At 34.5% G+C, this 22,264-nt stretch carries 24 protein-coding genes; 16 read left to right on the top strand and 8 right to left on the bottom strand.

Annotation, left to right across the window (positions count from 1 at the left end; genetic code table 11):
- The first annotated feature begins 115 nt into the window (after nucleotides 1–115).
- Nucleotides 116–1,123, top strand: coding sequence for a phosphotransferase enzyme family protein (locus H0173_RS02980; RefSeq protein WP_221844422.1), 1,008 nt, complete (start codon nucleotides 116–118; stop codon nucleotides 1,121–1,123).
- 102 nt (nucleotides 1,124–1,225) lie between these two features.
- Here the strand turns inward: H0173_RS02980 and H0173_RS02975 are convergent, their stop codons facing one another.
- A complete protein-coding gene (locus H0173_RS02975) occupies nucleotides 1,226–2,746 on the bottom strand; it encodes an ATP-binding protein (protein ID WP_221844421.1) in 1,521 nt (506 codons plus the stop codon).
- 177 nt (nucleotides 2,747–2,923) lie between these two features.
- Between H0173_RS02975 and H0173_RS02970 the strand changes: the two genes are divergently transcribed.
- Nucleotides 2,924–3,364 carry a MarR family winged helix-turn-helix transcriptional regulator gene (locus H0173_RS02970; protein WP_221844420.1) on the top strand — a complete coding sequence of 147 codons (441 nt, stop codon included), beginning with the start codon at nucleotides 2,924–2,926 and terminating at the stop codon, nucleotides 3,362–3,364.
- 114 nt (nucleotides 3,365–3,478) lie between these two features.
- Nucleotides 3,479–5,173, top strand: a complete 1,695-nt coding sequence (locus H0173_RS02965; protein WP_221844419.1) for a M3 family oligoendopeptidase — start codon at nucleotides 3,479–3,481, stop codon at nucleotides 5,171–5,173.
- 67 nt (nucleotides 5,174–5,240) lie between these two features.
- Here the strand turns inward: H0173_RS02965 and H0173_RS02960 are convergent, their stop codons facing one another.
- On the bottom strand, nucleotides 5,241–7,391 hold the full coding sequence (locus tag H0173_RS02960; RefSeq protein ID WP_221844418.1) for an ATP-dependent Clp protease ATP-binding subunit: 2,151 nt from the start codon (nucleotides 7,389–7,391) through the stop codon (nucleotides 5,241–5,243).
- A 190-nt stretch (nucleotides 7,392–7,581) separates the two neighbouring features.
- Between H0173_RS02960 and H0173_RS02955 the strand changes: the two genes are divergently transcribed.
- Entirely contained in the window at nucleotides 7,582–8,625 is a 1,044-nt protein-coding gene (locus H0173_RS02955; RefSeq protein ID WP_221844417.1) for a YkvI family membrane protein, read from the top strand.
- Between the two features lie 37 nt (nucleotides 8,626–8,662).
- Here H0173_RS02955 and H0173_RS02950 read toward each other — a convergent pair whose 3' ends face one another.
- Together H0173_RS02950 and H0173_RS02945 are read right to left on the bottom strand one after the other, a co-directional pair.
- Nucleotides 8,663–9,343 (bottom strand): hypothetical protein, encoded by a 681-nt coding sequence (locus H0173_RS02950; RefSeq protein ID WP_260630979.1) that lies wholly within the window; start codon nucleotides 9,341–9,343, stop codon nucleotides 8,663–8,665.
- A 141-nt stretch (nucleotides 9,344–9,484) separates the two neighbouring features.
- Entirely contained in the window at nucleotides 9,485–10,096 is a 612-nt protein-coding gene (locus H0173_RS02945) for a CPBP family intramembrane glutamic endopeptidase (RefSeq protein ID WP_221844416.1), read from the bottom strand.
- Nucleotides 10,097–10,237: 141 nt separating this feature from the next.
- On the opposite strand from H0173_RS02945, the gene H0173_RS02940 reads away from it, so the two are divergent.
- Entirely contained in the window at nucleotides 10,238–10,345 is a 108-nt protein-coding gene (locus H0173_RS02940; RefSeq protein ID WP_221844415.1) for a DUF6254 family protein, read from the top strand.
- A 64-nt stretch (nucleotides 10,346–10,409) separates the two neighbouring features.
- Here H0173_RS02940 and H0173_RS02935 read toward each other — a convergent pair whose 3' ends face one another.
- A complete protein-coding gene (locus H0173_RS02935; protein ID WP_221844414.1) occupies nucleotides 10,410–10,598 on the bottom strand; it encodes a YkvS family protein in 189 nt (62 codons plus the stop codon).
- A 256-nt stretch (nucleotides 10,599–10,854) separates the two neighbouring features.
- Here H0173_RS02935 and H0173_RS02930 point away from each other — a divergent pair, with 256 nt between their 5' ends.
- From H0173_RS02930 to H0173_RS02880, 11 genes are all read left to right on the top strand, one after another.
- Entirely contained in the window at nucleotides 10,855–11,049 is a 195-nt protein-coding gene (locus H0173_RS02930) for a hypothetical protein (protein WP_221844413.1), read from the top strand.
- A 133-nt stretch (nucleotides 11,050–11,182) separates the two neighbouring features.
- Nucleotides 11,183–11,554, top strand: coding sequence for a cbb3-type cytochrome c oxidase subunit I (locus tag H0173_RS02925; RefSeq protein ID WP_221844412.1), 372 nt, complete (start codon nucleotides 11,183–11,185; stop codon nucleotides 11,552–11,554).
- Between the two features lie 161 nt (nucleotides 11,555–11,715).
- A complete protein-coding gene (locus H0173_RS02920; protein ID WP_221844411.1) occupies nucleotides 11,716–12,651 on the top strand; it encodes an AAA family ATPase in 936 nt (311 codons plus the stop codon).
- A gap of 3 nt (nucleotides 12,652–12,654) precedes the next feature.
- Nucleotides 12,655–13,854 (top strand): DUF58 domain-containing protein, encoded by a 1,200-nt coding sequence (locus H0173_RS02915; protein WP_221844410.1) that lies wholly within the window; start codon nucleotides 12,655–12,657, stop codon nucleotides 13,852–13,854.
- Nucleotides 13,851–15,068 (top strand): hypothetical protein, encoded by a 1,218-nt coding sequence (locus tag H0173_RS02910; RefSeq protein ID WP_221844409.1) that lies wholly within the window; start codon nucleotides 13,851–13,853, stop codon nucleotides 15,066–15,068. The genes H0173_RS02915 and H0173_RS02910 overlap by 4 nt, the downstream gene beginning before the upstream one ends.
- 127 nt (nucleotides 15,069–15,195) lie before the next feature.
- Nucleotides 15,196–15,666, top strand: coding sequence for a hypothetical protein (locus tag H0173_RS02905; RefSeq protein WP_221844408.1), 471 nt, complete (start codon nucleotides 15,196–15,198; stop codon nucleotides 15,664–15,666).
- A gap of 200 nt (nucleotides 15,667–15,866) precedes the next feature.
- Nucleotides 15,867–16,745, top strand: coding sequence for an NAD(P)-dependent oxidoreductase (locus H0173_RS02900; protein ID WP_221844407.1), 879 nt, complete (start codon nucleotides 15,867–15,869; stop codon nucleotides 16,743–16,745).
- Nucleotides 16,746–16,805: 60 nt separating this feature from the next.
- On the top strand, nucleotides 16,806–16,982 hold the full coding sequence (locus H0173_RS02895) for a hypothetical protein (RefSeq protein ID WP_221844406.1): 177 nt from the start codon (nucleotides 16,806–16,808) through the stop codon (nucleotides 16,980–16,982).
- Between the two features lie 218 nt (nucleotides 16,983–17,200).
- Nucleotides 17,201–17,725: an RDD family protein gene (locus H0173_RS02890; RefSeq protein ID WP_221844405.1), complete on the top strand. Its 525-nt coding sequence runs from the start codon at nucleotides 17,201–17,203 to the stop codon at nucleotides 17,723–17,725.
- 111 nt (nucleotides 17,726–17,836) lie between these two features.
- Nucleotides 17,837–18,301 (top strand): DinB family protein, encoded by a 465-nt coding sequence (locus tag H0173_RS02885; RefSeq protein ID WP_221844404.1) that lies wholly within the window; start codon nucleotides 17,837–17,839, stop codon nucleotides 18,299–18,301.
- 165 nt (nucleotides 18,302–18,466) lie between these two features.
- Nucleotides 18,467–19,372: a chemotaxis protein gene (locus tag H0173_RS02880; protein ID WP_221844403.1), complete on the top strand. Its 906-nt coding sequence runs from the start codon at nucleotides 18,467–18,469 to the stop codon at nucleotides 19,370–19,372.
- Between the two features lie 58 nt (nucleotides 19,373–19,430).
- On the opposite strand, the gene H0173_RS02875 is transcribed toward H0173_RS02880, so the two are convergent.
- From H0173_RS02875 to H0173_RS02865, 3 genes are all read right to left on the bottom strand, one after another.
- Nucleotides 19,431–19,904: a YkyB family protein gene (locus H0173_RS02875; RefSeq protein WP_221844402.1), complete on the bottom strand. Its 474-nt coding sequence runs from the start codon at nucleotides 19,902–19,904 to the stop codon at nucleotides 19,431–19,433.
- Nucleotides 19,905–20,025: 121 nt separating this feature from the next.
- A complete protein-coding gene (locus H0173_RS02870; RefSeq protein WP_221844401.1) occupies nucleotides 20,026–21,303 on the bottom strand; it encodes an MFS transporter in 1,278 nt (425 codons plus the stop codon).
- A gap of 5 nt (nucleotides 21,304–21,308) precedes the next feature.
- Nucleotides 21,309–21,917, bottom strand: coding sequence for a PadR family transcriptional regulator (locus tag H0173_RS02865; RefSeq protein ID WP_221844400.1), 609 nt, complete (start codon nucleotides 21,915–21,917; stop codon nucleotides 21,309–21,311).
- Between the last annotated feature and the right edge of the window lie 347 nt (nucleotides 21,918–22,264).

Raw genomic sequence — 22,264 nt, 5'->3', positions numbered from 1 at the left:
TATATTTTACATTTCTAATAATATAGTACAATGAAAATAGGAATTATTTATATAATTATGATATATATGACAAAATTGTTGTTGTGTAGGATGTTTGCATATGAGGAGGCAGGTTGTGGAAAAGTCAGTTGAGGTTTTAAAAACAGAAGAAATAATGGTTCACTTTTTAAAGACTTTTTCTTTAAATGATGAGTATAAACTGCTTGGTGACTTTGAAAATTTTGTTTATGAGGTTTATAAGGATGAGGAACCATATATTCTTAGGATTACTCATAGCTCACATCGGGAATTAGAGGATTTATACGCTGAGATTGAATGGGTAAATTATTTATCAGGACATGGGATACAAGTTTCAACTGCCATTCAATCCATACAAGGAAAATATGTTGAGTTTTGCACAGCACAGGATCAATCCATGTTTTATGCAAGCCTTTTTTCAAAAGCTTCAGGAGAGCCGGTCAACATTAGGGAAGTTTCTATTAGGGCCGATCTTTTTTCAGCATGGGGACAAACAATTGGTCAAATGCATAAGGCGACTAGAAAATATGTACCTTCACCATTAATAAAGAAAAGACCACAATGGGATGAGGATGAATTACTAAATATAGAAAAATACTTTTCTGAGGAAGATATTGTAGAAAAGGAAAATGCCAAGGAACTGATTGCTCAAATTCAAGGATTGCCTAAAAATATCGAAAATTTCGGGCTTATTCATTCGGATATTCATTCAGGGAATTTCTTTTTTGATGAAAGGGGCATTCACGTATTCGATTTTGATGATTGCTGTTATCACTGGTTCGTTTCTGACATTGCCATCCCACTTTATTATTCCTGTCTTTCTCGTTTTTCAGCAGATCAAACTTTAGAAAGAGAGGAATTTGGAAGGTCATTTATGCAAGCATTTTTGGATGGCTATCGTTCAGTATGCGATCTTCCTCAAAATTGGGAGCAGCAGCTGCCGTTATTTTTAATGCTTCGTGATATTACTTTGTACTCTGTCCTTAATAAAAAAATCGATCCTGCTGATCTAACAGAATGGGAAAAAGGGATGCTTAAAGAAATAAGACTAAGAATTAATCAGAAAAAAAGTATCGTAAACTTAAATAGTGTGCCCCATCTATAGGACGATACATCAGGGTAAGAAAAAAGAGCCAGCTGGCTCTTTTTCTTTGATGGAAAAGAAAGTATAACTTTTCGAGTCTGAGCGAGGTGCTTCGGCTTTTCATTAATATTTTCTTAATTTCAATGGTGAGCTTTGAATTGGGAGAAGAATATCTACATCAGTTCCTTTATTTACCTTACTGGAAATATTAATATCGCCGCCAAATGACAACAGAATTCTTTTGCATACAACAAGACCTAGTCCAGTTCCATAATCCTTTGAAGTATAGAAGGGCTCGAATATCTTATCAATTTCTTCTTCCGGTATTCCTGTTCCGGTGTCACTTACTCTAATACGGCAACTTTCATCAGCTTTGCATAGATTTATTGATAATTGCCCGCCTGACTGCATAGATTCCAAGGCATTCTTTGTTATATTTAGTATGACTTGTTTTATTTGATCTTTTGTACAGTCGACCATAATTGGATTTAGGGGCATATTAAGTTCATATTTAATATTATATAAATTAGCCTCTGAAAGGATAATTGGCTCAAGCTCCTTGAAAATTTTTCGAATATCCATAATTTCTGTCTTTTGTACAGTAGGCTTACCAAGTATTAAAAATTCACTGACAATTTCATTAATCCTGCTTATTTCATCATTAATAACAGAAAAATAGTATTGATCCTCAGTATTTGTATGCTTTTCACTTAAAAGCTGAACAAGCCCTTTTATTCCGGTAAGCGGATTTCTAATCTCATGGGCAGTACTGGCTGCCAAAGTCCCAACAAGCTCCAGCTTTTGCAGCTCATTCTCTTTTCTTTCCTTTAATGCATGTCTTTTAAGCATTAAATACTTAATAAAGAGAAATACAATATGAAATATAACTATAAAAAGCAATAAGTCTATCAAGACACTTTTAATAAAATTTCCTTTATCCAGTTTGGGTATTTCAACCTGAATGCTCCAAGGTAAACGGTCAATAGGCAAGGTAATTGTGTTATTAAGGTTTAGCTTGGTTGAGTCATTCATATTTATATCCATAATTGGAGAACCGGATGAATTAATGATTGAAAGCTTTGTATCAGGAGTTAATAATCTCATTATGTTTTGCATATAATCTACCCTTAAATGGGCTACGATAATAAATTGTAAGTTTCCTTCTTCATTTAACACAGGTTTGCCAATTCCAATTACTTTTTGTCCATTTTTTAATCGCTCGTAGTTATTAGAAATAATGATATCCTTGGTTTTTATAATTTCATTTATATAGTCATGAGAAGATAAGTTTGTCTCAGCAAGTAAATTATTGGAGCCTGAAAGGACTTGTCCTTTAACATCAAGTAAATAAATACCTCCATATCGGCGTTCTTTATAATGCATTCTTTTTAATAAGAGCTCTAGTTTTTCTGGCTCATCAACAAATGTTTCTGCGGTTAATGATAAAATATCAAGAGAGGTTACAGTCTCTGCGATAAATTGGTCCCAGCTTCTTTGGTGAATGGTTCCTGTCCATATCGCCTGCTCCTTACGCTCGTTATAATCTCGAGAAATGGCATTGTTTAAATTATAGAGAACACCAAATATAATAGGGAAAATAACAATTATCAAGTAAAGCAGGAGATTTTCTTTGCGACTTTTCATCAGTATAGACTCCATGGAATTTAATATACGTTCAATTATATAGTATACGCAATGAAGTAGTTCTGCAAAAATAAATATTATTAGCACTATTTCAAGAAAATACGAAAATTGACATAGTTCTAATGTTTTTTTATAATTTATTTAGATTTCAAGATAATTATAAAGGGTTTGATTAAAGTGAGTTCTGAAGAAATAAAACAATCATTAAAGCTATTTATCGTGCTTTCAAGAGCCTACCGCTCACTCAACGAAAATGTAAATAAATTAATTCAAACATACGGTCTCAATCCAACTGAATTTGCTGTTTTAGAGCTGCTATACCATAAAGGAGATCAGCCACTTCAGCAAATTGGCGGAAAGATTCTGTTAGCAAGCGGAAGTATAACTTATGTTGTTGATAAATTAGAACAAAAAGGGTATTTAAGAAGAGTTGCTTGCCCTAAGGATAGACGAGTCACTTATGGACAAATTACGGAGCAGGGCAAATCCTTTATTGAGGAAATATTCCCTGAACATGAAAAACATATTCATTCATTAATGACAGAACTTTCGCCTGAAGAAAAAGATACAGCTATAAGCCTTTTAAAAAGACTAGGCCTATCAATCGGAAAATATTAAAACGGTCCAATTGGACCGTTTTTTCAATGTCAAATAGAGGAATTAAAATTCTACCTGTCGAATTATATACATGGTTGATATTTTAATTGTAAAAGAGCAGAGGGGGCAGTGAAAATGAGTTTTGAAAATTATACATACACCCGTCCTAACCTGGATGAAATCAGTAAGAGTTTTGAAGAAGCATTAGTAACATTTAAAGAAGCAAAATCTGCAGATGAACAGATTTTTGCCATGAAGAAAATTAATGATATTCGTAATGATATTGGGACGATGTTTAATCTATGCTATATTCGTCACTCTATCGATACGAATGATGAATTTTACAAAGCAGAACAAGATTATATGGACGAAATTCAGCCTGAAGTTGAAGGCTTTGTTACAAAGTATTATGAAGCATTAGTAAAGTCTGAATACCGGAACGAATTAGAAGAAAAATGGGGATCTCAGCTTTTTGCACTAGCCGAGGCACAATTAAAAGTATTTTCCCCAGAGATTGTTCCTTTGCTGCAAAAAGAAAATAAACTTTCTTCCGATTATACAAAATTAATTGCTTCAGCAAAGATTGATTTTGAAGGGGAAGAGCGTACACTCGCACAGATGGAGCCTTTCACACAATCCACAGACCGTACTGTTCGTAAAAAGGCAAGTGAAGCCCGATTTGCTTTTTTAGCTGAGAATGAAAAGGAACTAGATCGTATTTATGATGAATTAGTGAATGTCAGAACAGAAATTTCTCATAAGCTTGGCTATAAAAACTTTGTTGAGCTCGCTTACTTAAGAATGCAAAGAACCGATTATAATGCCGAAATGGTGGCTAAATTCCGTGATCAAGTTAAGGAATTCATTGTACCGATTGCTACGAAGCTAAAGGATCGTCAGAGAGAGCGCATTGGTGTTGATCAACTGAAGTATTATGATGAAGGCTTTAACTTTAAAACAGGGAATGCAGCACCAAAAGGCAGTCCCGAATGGATTATTGAGAACGGCCAAGAAATGTATAATGAGCTTTCAAAGGAAACAGGCGAATTTTTTACTTATATGATCAACGAGAACTTAATGGACCTGGTTGCAAAAAAAGGAAAAGCTGGCGGAGGTTACTGTACGTTCATTGAAAATTACAAAGCTCCGTTTATTTTCTCTAATTTTAATGGAACATCAGGGGATATTGATGTTCTAACACATGAAGCTGGCCATGCTTTCCAAGTGTATTCAAGCCGTGAATCTGATATTCCTGAATATAATTGGCCGACTTATGAAGCATGTGAAATTCATTCTATGAGCATGGAATTCTTTACATGGCCATGGATGGATAAATTCTTTAAAGAAGATACGGATAAATATAAATTTGCGCATTTAAGCGGGGCATTATTGTTCTTGCCATATGGTGTAGCTGTCGATGAGTTTCAGCATTGGGTATACGAAAACTATAATGCAACTCCAAACGAGAGAAAACAGGCTTGGAGAGAAATAGAGAAGAAATACATGCCTCATAAAGATTATGATGGCAATGAATATTTAGAAAATGGGGGCTTCTGGCAGCGACAAGCTCATATTTATAATTCTCCATTCTACTATATTGACTATACATTAGCTCAGATTTGTGCGTTTCAATTTTGGAAACGTTCAAGAGAAAATCATGAAGATGCATGGAAAGATTATGTTCACTTATGCGGTTTAGGTGGAAGTCAGGCATTCACTGGTCTAGTGTCAGAAGCTAATTTAATTTCCCCATTCGAAGATGGCTGTGTTCAGTCAGTTGTTGGAGAAATTGAAAGCTGGTTAAATTCAGTAGATGATAAAAGTCTATAATAATGCTTAATATGCATAGAAAAGGGCCGGAAGATTATTCCGGCCCTTTTCACTCAATATCATTAATTCACATCGTTTTAATAATAATTTCGTCATTTTCCATTACGGCATGTAACTGATGTACATTTGCTTGATCAATAATAAAGTCAGCAAGCTTATCTTCGAGCTGGTCCTGAATGACTCTGCGTAATGGGCGTGCTCCAAAAGCAGGGTTATAGCCCAAATCAGCAAGTTTTCCTTTAACCTCAGTTGAAATAGTCAGTTCAATACCTTGTACTTTTAAGGCATTATTTAAGTCTTTTAGCATTATTTCTACTATTTCAAGTAAGTGAACTTTTTCGAGTGATTTAAACTCAATGATATTATCAAAACGGTTTAGGAATTCAGGTTTAAAGAAATGACCAAGTGTATCTAAAATGCCTGCTTCCTTTATCGCTTTATTTGTACCAAATCCTACATGAATTTCTTTATGCTGAACACCTGCATTACTTGTCATAATAATAACCGAATCTTTAAAGCTTACTGTTCGTCCTTGACTATCTGTTAAACGTCCGTCTTCTAAGATTTGCAAGAAGACATGCTGTACATCCGGGTGAGCCTTTTCAATTTCATCTAATAGGATGATGCTATAAGGATTTCTGCGAACTTTTTCTGTTAATTGTCCAGCTTCTTCATGACCTACATAGCCTGGAGGAGAACCAATTATTTTGGAGATGCTATGCTTTTCCATATATTCACTCATGTCCAGACGTATCATGGCTTCCTCTGATCCGAATAGTTCTTCTGTAAGTGTTTTCGTTAATTCAGTTTTTCCTACACCTGTTGGTCCAACAAATAGGAAGGAACCAATTGGCCGGTTTTTAGCTTTCAGGCCAGCTCTGCTTCTGCGAATTGCTTTTGCCACCTTTTGAACAGCTTCATGTTGCCCGATCACTTTTTTAGAAAGATTGAGTTCAAGGTTTTTCATTTTAGCTTGTTCATCTTCCATGAGCTTTCCAACTGGAATTCCTGTTTTCTTTTCAATAATTTCTTGAATATGATGCACCTCTACTTGTGGACGAGACATTTGTGTATCTGTACTTAATGCTTTTTCTAATTTCACTTCTTCATCTCTAAGCTTTGCTGCTTCCTCATATTTTTCATCTTTTAACACTTGTTCCTTTTGTTTATTTATTTCTTTTAAGCGTTTTTCTATATTCTCAGAAGGTGTAAAATCAGTAAGTAAATTAATTTTTGAGCCTGCTTCATCCATTAAATCAATCGCTTTATCTGGAAGGAAGCGATCTTGGATATAACGGCTTGATAAATCGACACAAGCTTTCAACGTTTCATCTGTAAATGTAACTTCATGAAAATCTTCATATTTGGATTTTAGGCCTTTAAGAATATCTAGTGCTTCTTCAGCTGTTGGCTCTTGTACAAGGACGGGCTGGAAGCGGCGCTCGAGAGCTGGATCCTTTTCAATTTGACGATATTCTTTTAGAGTGGTAGCACCAACTAATTGCAATTCTCCTCTAGCTAGGGCAGGCTTAAGAATATTACCTGCATCCATTGAACCTTCCGCAGAACCGGCACCTACTAGTAAATGAATTTCATCAATAAAGAGAATAATATTCTTTCTTTCTTGCAGATCATTAATAATCTGTTTCATTCTTTCCTCAAATTGGCCTCTAATGCCTGTATTAGCAACAAGTGAGGCAACATCTAGCAAATAAACCTCTTTATTAAGTAGCTTTTTGGGTACTTCTCCTTTAGAAATCATCGTTGCTAAGCCTTCTGCTATTGCTGTTTTACCGACTCCAGGCTCACCAATTAATACAGGATTATTTTTATTTCTTCTATTCAAAATTTCAATTACACGATTAATTTCTTCATCTCTGCCAATGACAGGATCAATCAGGCCAGCTTTGGCTAATTGAGTTAAATTTCGGCCAAATTGGTCTATGAATCCGCCATTTCCAGTTTTATTTGAGTTTTTGGCAGGTCCTAGATTGTGCTGATTATCAATTTGACTAGTATTAGCATGTTTGAATAGCTCATCAAACGGTAGATGATTAAATCCTGAAAATCCGCTAAAGCTTGGACTAAAGGAGGAACCAATTTTTGCTTTCTCATCCTGATAGCAGCTTTGGCAGAGAATTAGGTTTCTTTGATTTCCGTTTACATTTACTTTTAATTGCACATTTGCCTCTTTTTCACGGCATTTTTGACAAAGCATATCGAATACCTCCTAATAATATTCTTTGACTTTGACTATCTTTGACCTTATTATACTTTGACCTTTTTTGACTTTCAAGTAGATTAAATCAATTTCCATTAGTGAATTAATGGAAAGATTTAAGTAAACTTATAAACGCTCGTCTTAGTTTGTCCTTTTAGTCATATATTGAAGGGAAGGAGGAGATCTTGTGAGAACGAACTTGAGTGCAGCTTTTCAAATTGCTGCAGTTTATGTAGGAACAGTTGTGGGAGCAGGGTTCGCAACAGGTAGAGAAATCGTTGAGTTTTTTTCCCGCTTTGGCTTCATTGGATTAGTATCTATCTTAATGAGCGGATACATATTTATTTTTCTTGGAGCGAAACTGATGCTAATATCGGCACGAATACAAGCAACTTCCTATCAGGAATTAAATGAATACTTATTTGGAAGAATGATTGGATCAGCTATAAATATATTAATGCTTTTTATGCTGCTTGGAGTTTGTGCAGTTATGCTTTCAGGTGCTGGCGCGGTATTTGAAGAACAAATAGGTCTATCTAAATACACGGGAATTTTTATTACGATTGCTCTTTCTATTATTGTCATGGTACTCGGAACAAAAGGAATATTTGCCGTTAATTCATTTGTTGTTCCAATGATGATCGCTTTCAGTTTTCTACTTTTGCTTATTACAATGAGACTTCCCAATTTTTCAGAACAGATTCTATACATTCCTTTTGCAGAGGATGGATGGAAATCTGTCGTTGCCCCATTCTCTTATGCAGCCTTAAATTTAAGCTTAGCACAAGCGGTTTTAGTTCCGATAGCAACAGAAATAAATCATGAAAAAACAATCAAATGGGGAGGAATACTTGGGGGAGCAGCCTTAACAATTATTCTATTATCCAGTCATTTAACATTAGTCATGCTGCCACAGCTTGAATCATATGAAATTCCTATGGCTGTGATAATGAAAACATTTGCCTCATCATTGTTTTGGGTTTATGTTTTTATTATATATGGGGAAATCTTTACATCAGTTATTGGAAATGTTTTCGGGATTGAACGGCAGGTAAGGAAGTATGTAGCGATTCCTAGTATCGTGACAGTGTGTTTCATTTTTATTATTTGCTTCTTTATTAGCTTAATTAATTATGGAACATTATTATCATATTTATATCCTCTCTTTGGTTATATTAGCATCATTTTTATCGTTTTATTATGGATGAAGCCGTTTGAAAAACCGTTATAAAAAAAGACCCGTATTTATCGGGTCTTCTTAAAGAAATTTATTTAGTTTTTAATATTGTTTTTCCCATTTGAAGGAAAGCATCTCTGCAATCCATATCCTTGTTAGTGAAAAACGTCAATTTAAGAGGCTGCTTCGGATTTTTTATTAAATAAGAAGTTACAATATCCTCACCATTTGTAGACTCCATTGCAATAGAATCTTTAAAAAAGTCATCTCCGCTAGGCACTTCAATGGAGTTAACCGTTTCGTCTACTGCTTGAAGCTGCGCCTTTGTATTTTCCTCCATCATAGCCCAATCTACATCACTTGAAAGAAGTTCTACACGCATAAAGATATGATCATTTTCTTTAAGAAAGAGTATATCTTTATTAGGCTCTTCAGCTGTTAAATCATATTCAGGAAGTACGTACAAAGAATACGGCTGATTGTCGCTAGATTTAAGAAAAGCGGTCTCTTCTTTACTCTGTCCATTTACTTTGTATTGAAGATTCTGCTCAAGAATTCTTACAACTCCATCCTCTTGTGTCTGTTCATCATTCTTTTGTTCTTCTTCTGCATTATCATTATTTCCGTTTTCTTGTTTGTCCTTATTTATATCTTCATTTTGAGCTTGCTCAGATCCGTTTTTAGAATCTCCGCCATTATCGGTAGTACCGCATCCTGTTAGAACCAATCCAAGTAATCCGAAAGTTAGCATCCATTTCATATACTTCATCATTATTCCCCTCCAGTTATTGCTGATTGCTGTAATTTATTAGACGAAAAGTAGAAAAAGGAGTTACATAATTATTCCTACAATATCATTTTCTTATTTAAATATACAATTATATCGGGAAAAATGAGCAAAATATCCCACTTTCTATCTAAATGGCATAACAACAAATAAGAATAAATCAAAAATTAAATGGGAGACAATTAGTAATGGCATACTTTTTTTCCATATATATAGCCATCCCCAGAAAAGTCCGGCTGCCAGTGCTGCAAAGGCAAGAATCCAATGGGTAGCGTATAAATGAACGGAAGCATAAAGGATTGCAGAAATGACTACAGCTAATGGAACACTGATGTAATTCATTAATCTCTTTTGAACGAATCCACGCCAAAATATTTCTTCTCCCGGAATAATAATTAGCATGAGAACAATGTAATGCCAAAGCATTGACGGCGAGTACCTGCCATAAAGCTTTGATACGTCTTTCTTTATTGGAATATTTAATATATCTATCAATTGATAACCTGCCCAAAAAACACCATAAAGCAGTAAACCCGATCCAATTCCATATAAGAGATACGTGCCGAAAGCAGCTTCATCATTTAATTCCTCGTTTAAAATAGAATAGCTAATCAAAAATAATAGTGAAGCGGAAAAAATATACCAGAAAACAGCTTTATCCTGAAAAGTAAAATACATTAAAAAATGGGCAAGAATAAGTCCAATTATGAAACGAAAATCAGCAGTTATTTTTTTCAAGCGTACTAACTCCTTTCTGCAAACAAGTCTATTTTAGCAAAAAGGAATCTATAATTGTAATCAAATGATTGTTTTTTCAGTTTTAGGAAAATAAATCAGGGAAAATTGCTTATCCTAATGGTGTAAGAAAGGAGGGAGAACATGACGAATTCGAAACGAGAAAAGGAACGGGCATGGACTGTAAGAAAGCAGGATCAGCAGCCTCATGGGAAAGTAAAGTCTTTAAAGGAGCTATCAAAGGAAAAATAGGAACGAAGCAAAAATAAAAAGCAGTTGCTCGCTGCTTTTTATTTATAAAAAATCCTTATTTTATTTATAAAACTGATTCCTTAACAATTTTATAATTTTTATGATTAACAACAGTTCTTTGTTCTAAATCAAGGTCACGATAGTTACCCATATAGGAGAGATCAACGATTACTGAGTTTTCATTAACCTTTTCAACAATCCCCTGCAAGCCGTCACGGAATTCTACGACATTGCCAACTTCTGCTTTTTTCATTAGCCTCGCCCCTTTTTTTGCAAGATTTGTATTAAAAGTTTAATAACAGTTTGCACTAAATTTTATTATTCGTAAAGTAATATGTTATTATTTCGTGAAATTCCCTATATTTCCCTCGCATTATTGTGTGCGCTTTCATCGTGATGGTTACTACATTCTCTTCTCTACGAAATACAAATCTTAGCATAATCAATGGAAAATGTAATCATTTTCATATAATATTTATATAGATATTTTATTTAAAGGGTGCTTAATAATGACTGAGGAACATATTAAAGAAATGCTGGATAAGTTAAAAAATGGAGAACTAAACGAATACTACGTCTCAAAGGAGGACTTTCTTTCGGTTAGAAATGTCATTGTCAGAAGAGATGATTTTAAGCATTTTCGAGGCATTGCCCAGCGTGGCGGAGCTGTTATTTATCAATACTTAGAAGCAGCAAGAAGCTAATTTATTTGAGAAGATGCTTGAAGAACCAAGTGTCTTTTTTTTATTAAAATTCATTTACAGTATATTCTAAATGGGGATTTATTCTCATATTCTTTAACATCTATATGACATTAGATGGAAAGGAGGGGCCAATATGGGAATCAGACTTATTAAAATATCCTCCATTTATTTTGCTGTAGGTGTATTAATTGGCTATTATATGTCGAGTTCACATTCTTATGTATTAACACCCGTACATGTTCATATTAATCTTCTGGGCTGGACATCTCTGACTTTAGCAGGAATCCTCTATCATTTATTTCCATGTCTTGCATCATCAAAATTAGGAAAATGGCATTTTTGGCTGCATAATATCGGGTTGCCCATTATGATGATTTCGTTAGCTATTGTCATAACAATGCAGAATGAAGCTTTTCTTGTTGGAACTGCAATAGGTGCTACAATTACTTGTATTGGAGTACTACTCTTTGTGGCAAATATTTTATTAAATATAAATAAAAAATAAGCCGAAAAATATGGGGTTAGATTTTGCTGCAAGTGTTTGCAGTGAAATCCAGCCCTTTATATTTTTCAGTCAATTTTAAATTTTCATTTCAAAATTTGAAGAATTTACTATATATTAATTATAATGGAAAACTATTAAATGAAAACCAACTGGGAGGACATATGAAAGAATTAGAGATCATTCAAAAGGAAATGCAGAAAGTAATGATAGGAAAGGAAAAAGAGGTAGAACTGCTTACTATTTCCTTATTATTTAACGGACATATTTTAATGGAAAGTGTACCAGGAACAGGGAAAACGATGCTGGCGAAAACATTTGCAAAAATATTAAATGGGGTTTTTTCTCGAATTCAGTTCACACCTGATGTGCTTCCTAGTGATGTGACAGGCATACAATTTTTTAATCCGAAACAGCAGGAATTCGAATTTAGGGCTGGCCCAATTATTGCTAACATTGTACTAGCAGATGAGATTAATCGAGCTACCCCTAGAACTCAATCTAGTTTGCTGGAGGTTATGGAAGAGCGCCAAGTCACAATCGACGGACACACCATTCCTGTTCCAGATCCGTTTATGGTTATTGCTACACAAAACCCTATCGATTCTCAGCAAGGTACCTTTCCTTTGCCTATTGCACAAATGGATCGCTTTTTTATTAAGTTATCGATGGATTATCCAAGTTTACAGGAGGAGAGGGAAATAATACAAATTGCAAGGGGAGAAAAGCAATTTGAGGATGTAGAAGCCATTTTAACAACTGCTAGTTTAGAGAATCTGCGAAACCTTGTTAAATCTGTAAGGATTAGTGATGAAGTTGAAACATATTTAATTCAAGTAGTTCGAAAAACGAGGGAGCACCCTTCTATCGATTTAGGCGTAAGTCCAAGAGGTACACTAGCATTAATGAGAGCTTCTCAAGGGAAAGCCTTATTAAATGGCCGATCATTTGTTGTTCCAAATGATATTAAAGAAATGATTCCTTACGTGTTAGGCCATAGGATTTTCCTTACTACGGAAGCCTCCCTAACAAGGACAGTTGAGAATGTATTACAAGAAGTGATCGAATCCATCTCAGTTCCTGTAGAAGCAGGAGTTTAGAAGATGGAGTGGAAAAAATACTCAGTAGAAGATCAATTTATTAATTTAACTGGGGTTTTATCTGTATTTTTATGTTTCTTAAGTTTCTATCTTCATTCATTTCTTATATTTTTTATTGCAGTATTTTTATTGTTGTTTCTTTTTTCTAATTCATTTTATTTAAAACATGTTGGGAAAAGGCTCTATTTAGAAAATAAAAAGGTGAGAAATAGGTTTTTTCCTGAAGAAACAGGAGACTGGATTTTAGCATTTGAAAATAAAGGATTTCCGATCATGAAAGGAAATTTAAGAATATATTTTGATGACCAAGTAGCTCCGTTAGAAGGTTTTGGAGATAAACGGCTTACAAAATATGAAGTAAATATACCTGTGTCCTTAAATTATAATCAAAAAACGCAGATCAAAATTCCCTTTAAAACGATAAGGAGAGGAGTAGCAAAAATACGTTTAATTGAATTACATATTCCACACTTATTTGGTTTAGGTGAAACAGTTTTAGAATATAAAAATATATTTATGCAAGAGGCACTTGTATATCCTTTGCCAATCCCTGTTAAGAATAAGGATTTGTTTCTGTCAGGAAGGCCAGGGGAATCATATGTGAACATTTCCCTTTATGAGGATTATTTGTTACCAGCAGGTACAAGGCAATATGTCTTTTCAGATAGTTTTAACCGTATTCACTGGAAAGCGAGTGCCAAAACGAATACTCTTCAAACAAAGATTTATGATCGGGTAGCAGAAACTGGCTGGAATTTATCACTAAATATTGCATCTGGACATGCGATAACAAGCCAGGCTGAAGGGCTCATTAGCAGTGCTGCTGAACTAGCCCATTATTCAGCCAAACATCATATTCCGTTTTCTTTATGTATTAATATTAGAGTTGCTGGATCTATCCCATTTTATTATATTCCTCCTGGAACCGGCAGTGAGCAGCTGCAAAAGGTGCTTGAGGCACTGGCATTAGTTGACCCGTATTCTTCCATTTATCCATATGAAAGGATGCTCTCTTTTTACGAAAGACATATGGCGAATCAGCCTTTTTTCATCCATGGGGGAAATAGGGAGGGACGGGCAGGAAAGATTTTACAATTATTTAAAAAGAGAGGCATATCACTATTGGAGCTTAATTTAGAGGAGGAAGCTGGAGCCGTTCTTACTCCATTGCCATTCCAATTTAAGGATGTGGTAGGGCAGTGATTAAGCAGTCGTGGAATATTATGTATTTGCTGCTAATTGAAATCATATTCGGCATGTATATTTTATTATTGCCTTATTCGTTACAAAATATGGTTATTCCAATTATCCCATATTTTCTACTCATGATTACTTGCTGTTTCATCTTCATGCTTATGCTTATCAAATTCAAAGAAAAAGCTAAGCTATTATTTTTTATCCTTATCCTTCCTGCTATATTATTAGCAGGAAATTGGATTGGTTTTCATATTACGGGCAGTTTATTAATCGGATTATTTGTTTTTTGGAGAACTATATCTCATTACAATGAACATGATAAGCAAAATGGAGGGAAATGGATCTTATTTACAATTCTCATGGGTATTTTCTTGATATACTTTGCAGGACTTTTCTCTGATCATTACATGTTTTTAATCAGCATGATAATGATTGGACAAATTCTTTTTATCATTATTGGCGGATTTATTCGGCGCTGGTTAGAGGTTGAAACAGCAATAATTAATAAAAGGAATTTTCTTCTATCTTTAATAGGCTTATTATCAGTAATAGGTGTAATTGGAGTTATTCTCACTGCTGGGATGAAGCTTTATGAGAAATTATTCTTTTCGATTTTAAATTTAGGAGCAACAGCATTTGCTTTTATTGCGTCGCCTTTTTTTAAGTGGGCAGAGGTGCAAAATTGGTCTGAAAAGATGGAGAAAATCCAAAGTATGCAGGGAACTGGAGAAGACTTAGTTATACCTTCAAAGATAGAGTTTAAAGAGGGAACCTCAAATTTTGATCCAGCTTTGATAGCTTCCATTATATTCATATTAGGTTTAACTATACTTTTTTATTATATATATAAACGTCATAAAAAGAGGAATACTGAGATGACGATTGCACTTAAAGGGTTTTCTTCTGAAAACTTTTCAACTACCGAAAATGAATTATTTCTGAAAAGGATTAAAACAGCAACCCCGAAAAACTCCATTCGGAAAGAAGTTTTTGCATTTGAAAGATTAGCACAAAAGCACAAAGTAGGAAGACTCCCATTTGAATCTTTGTCAGAATGGATGAGAAGAATCGAAATAATGGACTGTGAAGATATTAATACCATTTATGAAAAGGTTAGATATGGACATAATTCTTATTCTGAAAGTGAAGAAAGATTATTAAAAGAAAAACTGCAGTTAAAGAAAAGAGAGATAAAAGAGAGAAAAAAGAATCAAAAATAAATGAATATTTGGGAGAAAGTTAAAGTTATCCCCCTACTTTCCGGCTGCTACTATAGCCGGCTTTTTGTTTTTATATGTTTATTCTTCATTGTTGAAGGTTATGGTAGGAAAAAGGAGGAAAATACGGATGCATTCAAAAAGCTACTACTTGATTTTGATCTTGATATTTTCTTTATTTCTTACTGCCTGTCAATTTATCGGAACAAGTCAATCTATAGTTAATAGTCGTGCAGAAGCCTTATTAACTAAAAAGAATGAACTACAATTTCGTTTTAAAATCAATGATAAAATATTAAGCGGAGAACAGTTATACAAAGTAAAGGTAATGATACATAATGAAAAACTGGCATCTGCTTTGGGGGCTAAAGAAATTATTTATGGTTCTGATGTCAGTTATTCTGGAGAGTATATTGAAGTAAATAATAGTAATAGTAAGGACCATTTTATCATCATGACTCCTATACCACTGCTAAAAGACTTACATGTATTCGAGATAGAGGAAATGATTAAAAATGAGGATGCAGTTTCTGTTGAAATTTATAATGATAAACAGGTCATTGCTAAAGCGTTTTTAACAAACTTTTTTTCTCAGCTATAATATACATATCTCTTGGGTATATTGTGATTAAGAATAGGCAATAATAAAAAAGCGCATGAAACTTGGAGGGACTAGGCCGTAAAGGTCTAGTCCTTTGCTATTTTCAAAATATTACTTTTTTATACATACTTGAAGTAGAATATAAATAAGAGGATTATTAGTAATAATATACATAAAGAGTGAGAGAGGAGTTATTAAATATGTTACGTGAGAATACCGTTATTGGCTTTATTGGTACTGGAGTTATGGGGAAAAGTATGGCAGGGCATTTATTAAATGCGGGTTATCCAGTAATCGTCTATTCGCGCACAAAATCAAAAGCTGAAGATTTACTTGAAATGGGGGCTGAATGGGCAGATACTCCGAAATTGATTGCTGAAAAGGCAAATGTAATCATAACGATGGTTGGCTATCCGACAGATGTTGAAGAAGTTTATTTAGGAGAGAAGGGAATTATTACTAACGGTAAAGAAGGTTCATTTGTTATTGATATGACTACATCAACTCCTACACTTGCTAAGCGTATTTATGAAGAAGGAAGAAAAAAAGGAATTTTTGCCTTGGATGCACCTGTTTCAGGAGGCGATATTGGAGCAAGAGAAGCAAAGCTTTCAATCATGGTTGGGGGAGAGCGAGAGGCATTTACTGAAATGGAGCCAATTTTTCGTTTGATGGGAACTAATATTGTTTATCAAGGAAACGCAGGTTCAGGGCAGCATACAAAAATGTGTAATCAGATTGCCATTGCGTCTAATATGATTGGTGTTTGTGAAGCAATTGTATACGCGGAGAAGGCTGGGTTAAATCCAGAGACGGTTCTTCAAAGTATTTCGACAGGGGCAGCCGGGAGCTGGTCACTATCGAATTTAGCACCTAGAATGATCAATGGGAATTTCGAACCGGGTTTTTACATAAAACATTTTATTAAAGATATGAACATAGCTTTACAGGAAGCAGAAGCATTGGGAATGAACACTCCTGGTTTAGCACTAGCAAGAAAGATGTATGCGCAGCTTGCCCAAGCCGGAGAGGAAAACTGCGGCACTCAGGCACTATATAAGTATTGGGAACAGAAGTGAATAAATACCCCCTCTGTAATCAATAATATGAGTGATGTAACAATAAGGGGGGATACTCAAGTGGCAAAGAGAACTAAGAAAAATGATCCACAGCAAAAAAACAAAAAAGGTTTTGATTCTGCTGTCTTAAATACGGAATTTGCACATGAAATGGGCAGTACGGATACGAATAAGATTCATAAAGATAAAGCTAAAAAAGAAAAAGCCTCAAAGAATAACGGAAAATATAAAGGGTAATGAAAAAGGTGAGCCAGAAAGGCTCACCTTTTAATATCCGTAATTTTATGCCAGAAAACTGAAGAAACAGGCTACAAGTTTTTAATTCAAACGCCAATAAAATGGTAATTTAGTAGTGTTAAATATTAGAAGTTATTGAGTATAATGTTAGAAGGGCTTACTATAGAAAAAGATCTATTTGTTTTGACATTTTAATATATACATTTGGAGGTTATTTGGTGGAAACAATCTTAGAAAAGCAGCCTTATGAGGAAAGAAAGGAATACGGCGGATTTTGGATTCGATTTGCAGCTTATCTAATTGATTCCATAATAATTGGGTTGCCATTATCTATTATTACTATAATTATATTTATGATCTTTTTTGGAACATCAGGTGCACTTGAATTATTATTAGCTGATCCTTCTGCAACTGATATATCTGATGAACAAGCATTCTTATTTTTGGGCTCCTATTTAGGTGCACTTGGTTTGTCATTTCTCATTAACATTGTAGGAGCTGTTGCGTACTTTGCAGGACTGCATTCATCAAAATGGCAGGCAACAGTAGGAAAGAGACTTTTAGGCTTAAAGGTTACTGATCTAAAAGGGGACCGAATTTCTTTTTGGCGAGCACTAGGAAGATATCTAGCGATGTCGTTTTTATCCGGAATTTTGTTGATTGGATATATAATCGCTGCATTTACAGAAAAAAAACAATCACTTCATGATTTAATCGCTGGAACTATTGTTATAAAGAAATAATGATAAGAATCAAAAAAAACTGCACTGAAATTAGTGCAGCTTTTTTTTATCTAGAAAGGAATTTCTATATGAAATGACGAATTATGTAAAAATAAAAAGGGGGCTATTATTATGAGTTTTCAAGAAATAAAGAATCACCATACATCCTTTTCAGAATGGATCAAATCATTAAAAGATATTGATCAAGAGGATTGGCAACAACCGATTTCAGAAGGAAAGTGGTCGGTTGGTGCTGTTATTGCCCATTTGCTCTTCTGGGATAAGTACTCTCTTAATGAAAGATTTCCGTTTTTCAAAGAAGGAGCAAAGCTTAATTCGTTTCCAGATTTTCAAAGGGTAAATGACGATGCAGAAGAATATTCAAAAAAAGTTTCTAAAGAACAAGTAATTGATGAATTACTTTCCATCAGGACACAACTTCTCTCCATCTTGGAACAAATGAAAGAAGAAGAATTAAATACTTCTTTTTATATTGGTGATCATCAGCTGACTATTAAAGATTATTTTAAAGATTTTATTGAGCATGATCTGCATCATAAAGAACAAGTTGTTCAAGCTATAGGTGCAGTAAGGTAAAAATGATTCATGTAAAGCAGGCATTTGCTTGCTTTTTTATTTTTTTAGTTGAATAATGGAAATTTAATCATTAAATCTATTAAAATCTATTAAGATTAATTCGTTTTTCATGATATAGTTAAATATATAAATGTTCATTTCATATAAAGGAAGGGCGAAACTTGAGTGGAACATAAAAAGGGGATATTATTAGAAAGTGGTACAAACGAACTAGAAATCGTTGAATTTGGTATAGGGAGTAATAAGTTTGGCATTAATGTAATCAAAGTGAAGGAAATTATTAATCCTGTACCAGTGATCCAAGTACCACATGCACATAAAAATGTAGAAGGAATTATTGAATTGCGCGGTGAAGTGCTTCCAGTTGTTAATGTAGCAGCAGCACTAGGCTTTTCCGCATCATCTAATCCTCAGAATGACAAATTTATTGTAGCAGAATTTAATAAGCAAAAAATTGTATTCCATGTACATAGCGTAACACAAATCCACCGTATTTCTTGGGACCAAATAGAAAAGCCTTCTGAGATGTATCAAGGACCGGAAAGCCAGATCATTGGTGTTATTAAGCTTAATGGAGAAATGATTCTTTTATTAGATTTTGAAAAAATTGTGGTAGAAATTAATCCGGAGACGGGGATTAATATACAGCAGGTTCAAAAATTAGGTAAGCGGGAGCGTTCTGCAAAAAGACTTGTGGTGGCTGAGGATTCACCGCTCCTTCGAAAACTGCTGCATGATACTTTAAAGGAGGCAGGTTTTCAATACATCGAGTTTTTTGAAAATGGGCGAGATGCATTAAACTATTTAGAAGGCTTAGCCCAGAGTGGAAAAAATATTGCTGATGAGGTTCAATTAATTGTTACCGATATTGAAATGCCTCAAATGGATGGTCATCACCTAACGAAACGGATTAAAAGCAATAGCGAATTTTCCAAAATTCCTGTCATTATTTTCTCATCATTAATTACGGATGATCTCCGCCACAAGGGTCAAATGGTTGGAGCAGATGCTCAAGTAAGTAAACCTGAAATTGCAGAGCTGGTTCTACTTATTGATGAGCTTGCTCTATAGAGATAAATATTTATAAAAAAGCTAGGCTCCGATGAATATTTGGAACCTAGCTTTTCTATTAAAAGTAACTTTCTCCTAGTTTTTTAAATATTGGTTTTTCATATGCACGTTTTTTGTGTGTTGCTGAAAAGTCTGTTGCCTCAGTTAATCCAGTATAAGCAATAAGAAGCTTTTTCGCTTGGTTTAAGGAAAGAGAGGATCTTGGATTGCGAATCTGGTCATTTAATTTACCTAAGTGAGGTAATTTTGCAAAATCAGTCTTAGTAGGCGGCAAATGAAATGAATATTTTCCACAAACAACTAAAACATCTGATTGCTGCTGACTGTATTTAGGATTACTAGAAAAGTGCAGGCCAACCTTTTTTGCTTTACCTTCTCTAATTAATTTTTGCAAAGCATCTTGTTTTAATTTGTATAAAAACTTTGGGTTTGTCGCTGTTTTTGCATGGCGATTAACCGTGAAGATGGCTTGTGAGAGGCTTTCAACCGTTGGATGTAAATTATGAGGATTGTCGTTCTTATCAGAATTCAATAGTATGACTCCTTTCAGATATTTAGGGGTATAATGCTATTATACCCCTTTTTTCAAAAAAATGAAAATAAATCATATGATAAATTCCAGTTTTACGGAAATAAAACAATAAAAATTTTTCTTACATCGAAGTTTTTTGTAAATGACTTTCTGCATGCAGATCTCTTTTTCGAAAAATTAGAAATAGGACAACGCTTCCTAATAAGCAAGTTGCAATACCGGCTCCAATTAATACAGTTGGTACTCCTGCCACTTTCGCCAGTAGAGCTCCTGCAGCAGGAGCAATTAGCATCGAGAAAGTTTGTAATGACATTGCAGCAGATGAAACTCTGCCCATTAATGGCTGAGGTGTTTGAGACTGTAAAACATATCCATAAGGGACAGCTTCACCTGAGCCTAATAAACCTAGTAAAAAGGCACCGAAGATCCATAGAAAAACTGGTAGCTGGATGAAGCCGAAACTCCCTAATCCTACCATAATTATTAAACTTCCGCTTAACATGGAAGCACCTGACATGAAATGAATTGGCTTATTCTTCCAATGTGTCCATTTACCTAACAAAAGTGAACCTACTACACTGCCAAAGCCTACACCGCTTATAAGGAGCCCGAAGTTTCCACTCGTGAATCCTAATAGCTGTGCAATGAATACAAAAAGGCCATCATATAAAAAAATAATAAAAAAGGCTGCAGAAGATAATATGATTGAAATCTTTAGTAATGTCGTATTTCTAATATGCTGAATTCCTGCCGTTAAATCCTTCCAATAGCTGTTTTTCTTAAGAGGAGATTTAAGATTAATTTCGCTGTCTTTATTACCGTTTTTATCTGCTTTCGGCATACTAATTAAAAAGAGGATTGCAATAAAAAAACCGCAAGCTTCAAATAAGAAGGGGCTCTTGGCACCGAAAAGCGTAATAATGCCTCCACCAAGAGCAGGTCCAACAATTTTCATCGTATTAACTGACAGCTGGCTTAATGTTACAGCTTCAGGAAGCTTGCTTTCAGGGACGGTCAGCCTAATCATACTTTGTCTAGCTGGATCATAAAGTGCCGCAACTGTTCCTTTCAGAAAAACGAATAGCAGTAAATAATAAAGATTTGGGGCAAAAAACAGCCCGATCACAAATACGATTCGGAGTATTAAGCAGATAATCATTATTTGTTTCTTCGGAAGACGGTCAACAAATACACTTGCAAAAGGACCAATAATAACCCACGGAAGTCCGATCATTATTATAACAGCTGCAATGGCGGTCTCATCAAGTCCCCAATGATAGGCTACAATTACTTGAAGAGCAACTAAATCTAGCCAGTTACCTAAATCAGAAAATAGCTGGGCACCGAAAAGAGATCGAAATGAGCGGATTTTTAGAGGCTTAAACATGCCGTTTTCCATAAAAATTATTCCTCCTCCATAGAATCGATTGCTTTTCTGCGCCGATTAAGTCGTTTTTCAGTATTGTTATTGTGATCCTGCTCTGCTGGCAATTCTCCAGTTTCTATCGCCAAAATTGATTCTTCAATCCATGCTAACTCAGCTTCTAGACGTAATTTCGCATAATTAATGGCAAGTCTTCCGATTTTACTTATATAAGAATACCCATTCGTTGGCCACTCTTTTACAAAGTTTAATATATCCTCTGTTTCTTCTTTTCTTTTCTGTAAATGAGCAATTAAAATATGATCGTCCATATCTTCATGCCAAGTTGACATTTTCATTAATAATTCATCTTTTATAACCGGATAAGCTGCGGGCATACGGAGCCAGTTTTCAAATTCTTGCCAACCTTTAGGAGTAAGCTCATAAAGTTTCTTTTTTCGTCCATCTTCCTCTTTTTCAATGGGGAATATATAACCTTCCTTCTCCAACTTTTTTAACTTCGGATAAATACTGCCATAGCTCATACCCCAATAAAGACCAGCTGCCTTATGCTCAAACTCTGATTTAATATTGTAGCCCGAACTTGGCCAAAAGCTTAATACAGAGAGTATTGTATGTTCGACTGACAATGAAATTCCTCCTACATGTATCATATTGATATATCGTATTGATATATCAATATGATACATGTAGGAGGATATAAAAAGCAATAAATAATACAAACAATAAGAAAATTATTTTTTCTTATTATTGTATTCTGTATAGCTGGCTAAATAATCGATGTTTTTTAGTTCAATTCTTGCCAGTTTTAGGACAACTGGCTTCAACATTCTTTTGACAATAATCTGCTAAATGTTCCACAATCAAGAATGTCTTTTTTGTATTTTTGTATTATAATGAAAAAACAATGGGAGAAATTTGTAAGCAATTTGATCTTTTTGTAAAACAATGTTTATAAAGGAATCGTTCAGGATTT

It is taken from the genome of Bacillus sp. S/N-304-OC-R1, assembly GCF_019749375.1.
Classification (GTDB): domain Bacteria; phylum Bacillota; class Bacilli; order Bacillales; family Cytobacillaceae; genus Cytobacillus.
Note: the sequence above shows the minus strand (reverse complement) of the source record. Positions and strands in the feature narration are given on the sequence as shown.